The 3,531-nt window shown below is 63.5% G+C and carries 5 protein-coding genes; 2 read left to right on the top strand and 3 right to left on the bottom strand.

Annotated elements, in window-relative coordinates:
- A partial coding sequence (locus GPT33_RS17995) for a hypothetical protein (RefSeq protein WP_296811814.1) occupies positions 1-212 on the bottom strand: 212 nt, incomplete at its 3' end.
- A 402-nt stretch (positions 213-614) separates the two neighbouring features.
- Between GPT33_RS17995 and GPT33_RS17990 the strand changes: the two genes are divergently transcribed.
- Positions 615-947: a type II toxin-antitoxin system prevent-host-death family antitoxin gene (locus tag GPT33_RS17990; protein WP_296811812.1), complete on the top strand. Its 333-nt coding sequence runs from the start codon at positions 615-617 to the stop codon at positions 945-947.
- A 24-nt stretch (positions 948-971) separates the two neighbouring features.
- Entirely contained in the window at positions 972-1,490 is a 519-nt protein-coding gene (locus tag GPT33_RS17985) for a DUF3368 domain-containing protein (RefSeq protein ID WP_296811809.1), read from the top strand.
- A 267-nt stretch (positions 1,491-1,757) separates the two neighbouring features.
- Here the strand turns inward: GPT33_RS17985 and GPT33_RS17980 are convergent, their stop codons facing one another.
- Positions 1,758-2,366 (bottom strand): DUF4276 family protein, encoded by a 609-nt coding sequence (locus GPT33_RS17980; RefSeq protein WP_296811806.1) that lies wholly within the window; start codon positions 2,364-2,366, stop codon positions 1,758-1,760.
- Positions 2,363-3,531 (bottom strand): AAA family ATPase (locus GPT33_RS17975; protein ID WP_296811804.1); only part of this gene is annotated, 1,169 nt, incomplete at its 5' end. The genes GPT33_RS17980 and GPT33_RS17975, both read right to left, overlap by 4 nt.

Below are 3,531 nucleotides of genomic sequence, written 5' to 3'. Positions count from 1 at the left end.
CGAGCGCGCGCGGGACCATACGGCTGAGCTTGGCGGCCACTTGGCCACGGCCCGCAGCGCACGCCCCGGAATCGCAACACTGCCCGCGAGTCCGCGGCGGCACGGGTTGCCGCCCTTCCGTGTGCGTGCTGCATCGCCAAGCGTCGAACCAGGAGCGGCAGCTCGCCTTGCGCCTGGACCCGTTCGGCCCATTCTCGGACGATGACGAACACCAACTCTCGGGGACGAGGATCGGTGGGTGAGCAAGCCGTCGAGGCCGAAGGAATCGACAACGGTCCGCCTGCGCGCTGATCCGAACACGCCGGATGACAGGACTTGCAGGATTGCGAGTCCCCCGACTTCTTGTGGCTGAATTGAGCCTGGCGCGTTTTTCCGCGTCTCATTCCGGAAAGCGTCTCGTGAGAGACTCAAAAGAACCGACTTGCGGCAACGCGATGACCGAGCTACCAGGTTGCTCGCCTGGAAGGCCCCCAGACAGCGTGTGACGTTTTTTGTGCTACGCTTCGTAAGCACACTAAACCTTGCCGACTCCGGCGGTCGTCAAGTCTGCCGGGGCCGATTCCATCCAAAAACATCGCATACCGCACTGGGTGCGGTTTCATTTGAGGCAGCTGATGGAAACGCTCGATGTCTTCTCGGTTCGGGAACTGCGTACTCGCTCGGGCGATCTGCTCAGAGACGCCGAGCGCGGACAACTTGCGCTCATCACGAAACATGGCCGACCCGCGATTCTCGCCGTGCCGTTCGACCAACGGCTGCTCGATCAAGGCGTGCATCGCGCTTTGGCACTGACCCTGTTCGAGAACCGGCAACTGACACTCGCCCAAGCCGCGAAGGTTGCGGGGCTTTCGCTGGATGGGTTCATCGATCTGCTGGGATCGCTCGGCCTAGCTGCCGTGGATTATCCGGCGGAGGAGTTGGCGGATGAGCTTGGCGCCGCCTTGTGAGGGCGGGTTGACGGGCGGGTCACAATGAACAGGATCGTCGTCGCGGACGCCGGGCCACTGATTGCCCTGGCTCGGATCGAGCACCTGTCGCTGCTGTTCGCGCTCTACGGATCCGTGGTGGTTCCGGAGGCCGTCCTTGCCGAGCTGAGCGTGGGTTCCGATCGGCCCGGAGCGCGAGTCTTGTCGGCCGCACTCGCCGAGGGTGTCATCGAACCGCGGGCGCTTCCTCGCAGCTGCGAAGCGGACATGGCCGGTCTCGGTCGATTGCTCGACGCCGGGGAATCAGCGGCCATTCTGTTGGCGCAGGAATCGCAGTGTCGCTTCCTCCTGATCGATGAGCGCCGCGGACGACAGATTGCCCGGCGCCTCGGAATTCCCGTCGTCGGACTGGCCGGAGTGCTGCTGGCCGCCAAACAGCATGGTCTGCTGGAGTCTGTTGGGTCGGTGTTGGCAGCCCTGTCGCGACAGGGCTATCGGCTTTCGGATGCGCTGGTCGCAGAGGTCTTGCGCTTGGCCGGGGAGACGGGTCGGCAGGACCAATGACGCGCTTTTCGTGACGTCCTCGACCGGGACGAAGAGCGGCGCGCCGGCCTTCCGGCAGGGCTCACAGCGCCGCAATCTTCTCCCGCTGCGTCTGCAGATTGCCGATCGCCGTGGACTGCTAGGCGAGCCGGGCACGCTCTTTGTCGAGAAGCTCGAGTTGGCGAGCTTTTGCCCGATCCGCGCGTCTGCTGGGGACAGACCACCGTTGTTTCATTCGTTCTTCTTTACTATTAAACCTGGTCTGCCCCTGGTTATCCCTCTAACCTGTCATTGATCGGATTGCCCGCCGGCTCGCGCCGCCTGTTTCGACCACTCGCTGCAGAGCTTACGAAAGGAGCGGCTGAGATCGAAGGCTTGCCCGAGGTCCATGGCGGCCGAGAAGGCCGGTTGATCCGTCGTTTCTCGATATTTGCCTCCGGCCATCCGTTCACCCAGCCAGCCTTTCGCGTCACGCGGTTGCTCGGGGTCGAAACCCGGTGAATGCGCGTATGCAAAGCCGCGCTTTCCGTGAAGGGATGCCCCGGAAGCAAGAAACCATGCCTCGTACTCGCGGTTGGCCAGCACGACCGAGACGGGCCGGTGCGGGACAACGGCACGAGCACGCTCGAGAACCTGCGGTGCCAACTCTGCCGGACAGTCGTCGTCGGCGTCGAGCAGCACCAAGATCCAGCCTTTGTCACCCGCTTTGGCGGCAGCCAACAGCAGGTGGCGACGAAACTCCTCGTCTCGGTTCAAGAATCGATCGCGCCGGACGCGGATCGGCTGGGAAACGGCGGCGTGAACGTCGGGTGTCAGCCAAGCGCAGATGCGGCGCAGCAGAATCGGCAGGGCTGCAACTTCTCCGTCCCCCTCGACAATCGAGACGACGGTCGTCATGTCTGTGGATCGCCGAATAGATCGGCCTGGCGCCGATCCTCGGCCGCGAGGACCTCATCGTCCGGCATCAGCTGGTTAAGCCGAAGAAGTTCTCCGGCGGTGAACAGCTGATCCCTCAATGCGGAACGTGACGCCTCGTCGAGCGAGGCGATGCGTGTCTCGCCGGCTCTGGAGACGACGGCCAGCAAGGCGTCTGCCGACAGACTCAAGTCATCGAGCAGGTCCGGGCTATGACTGGTGACAATCACCTGGGTCTTCTCCGAAGCCCGCTGCAGCGCCTCCCGCAGCGCGGCAGACGCAGCGGGATGGAGTGCCGTCTCGGGCTCCTCGATGCCGATTACCGTTGGCGCGTAGTCCCTATTTCCCTGAAACAGCGCCGTCAAGACGCCGAGTGCGCGGAGTGTCCCGTCCGACATGTTCTGGGCGAGAAAGCGCCAGGGGTGCTTGGCGCCGGCCATGTCTTGGCGGAACTCCAGGGTTTCCATAGGACCGATGGCCTTGCGCTCGACACCATGCACCATCGGTACGACGGTCTGCAGGTATTCCTGGATGACTCCCAGCGCATCCGGTGCCGTGCGCTCGAGATGACCGATGACACTGGCGATGTTCTCTCCCGCAGGCTTCAGCAAGCGTCCATCCTGGGGTTTCTGTAGCTCACGGATCAGCTTCGGATTCAGGTTGTAGAACCCCATGGCCGTCAATGCATCGAAGACGGGGCGAAATACCGACAGGCCCGATGCACTGACCAGGGCCAAGCGATCCGAGGTCACGGAGGGGAAACTTGCCTCGCTGCTGGCCTTCAGCTCACCGCGTTCGAGTCGAAAGTAAGGCCCCTTGCCGACACCTTCGAGCACGCATTCCTCGGTCTGTACCTCGTATCCACCCCCGGAGAGCGCACCGACATTGAACGCATAGTGACCCGGTCGGCCGTCGCGCAAGCGAAACTCCAGCCGCATCCCAAAATGTGTCGGATGGCCACTCGATCGGCGGCGCACCTCCGACAGTCCGCCACGTTCGCTCAGGGCATTGTCCAGCGAGCCCGTCAAGGCGTCCCGTACCAGGTGCAAGGCGTCGACGAAGTTGCTCTTGCCCGAGCCGTTCGCGCCGACCAGGTAGGTCAAGGGGCCGAGGCGGGCATCGCAGGTGGCGATGCTCTTGTAGTTTC

This window comes from Thiocapsa sp., assembly GCF_011390875.1.
In the GTDB taxonomy this organism is placed as follows: Bacteria; Pseudomonadota; Gammaproteobacteria; order Chromatiales; family Chromatiaceae; genus Thiocapsa.
This window is presented reverse-complemented; position numbering and strand designations above follow the sequence as displayed.

Bases quoted from the DNA above. Each gene is read 5' to 3' on its own strand.
- GPT33_RS17990 (WP_296811812.1), top strand. From the start codon at position 615: ATGGAAACGCTCGATGTCTTCTCGGTTCGGGAACTGCGTACTCGCTCG.
- GPT33_RS17985 (WP_296811809.1), top strand. From the start codon at position 972: ATGAACAGGATCGTCGTCGCGGACGCCGGGCCACTGATTGCCCTGGCT.
- GPT33_RS17980 (WP_296811806.1), bottom strand. From the start codon at position 2,366: ATGACGACCGTCGTCTCGATTGTCGAGGGGGACGGAGAAGTTGCAGCC.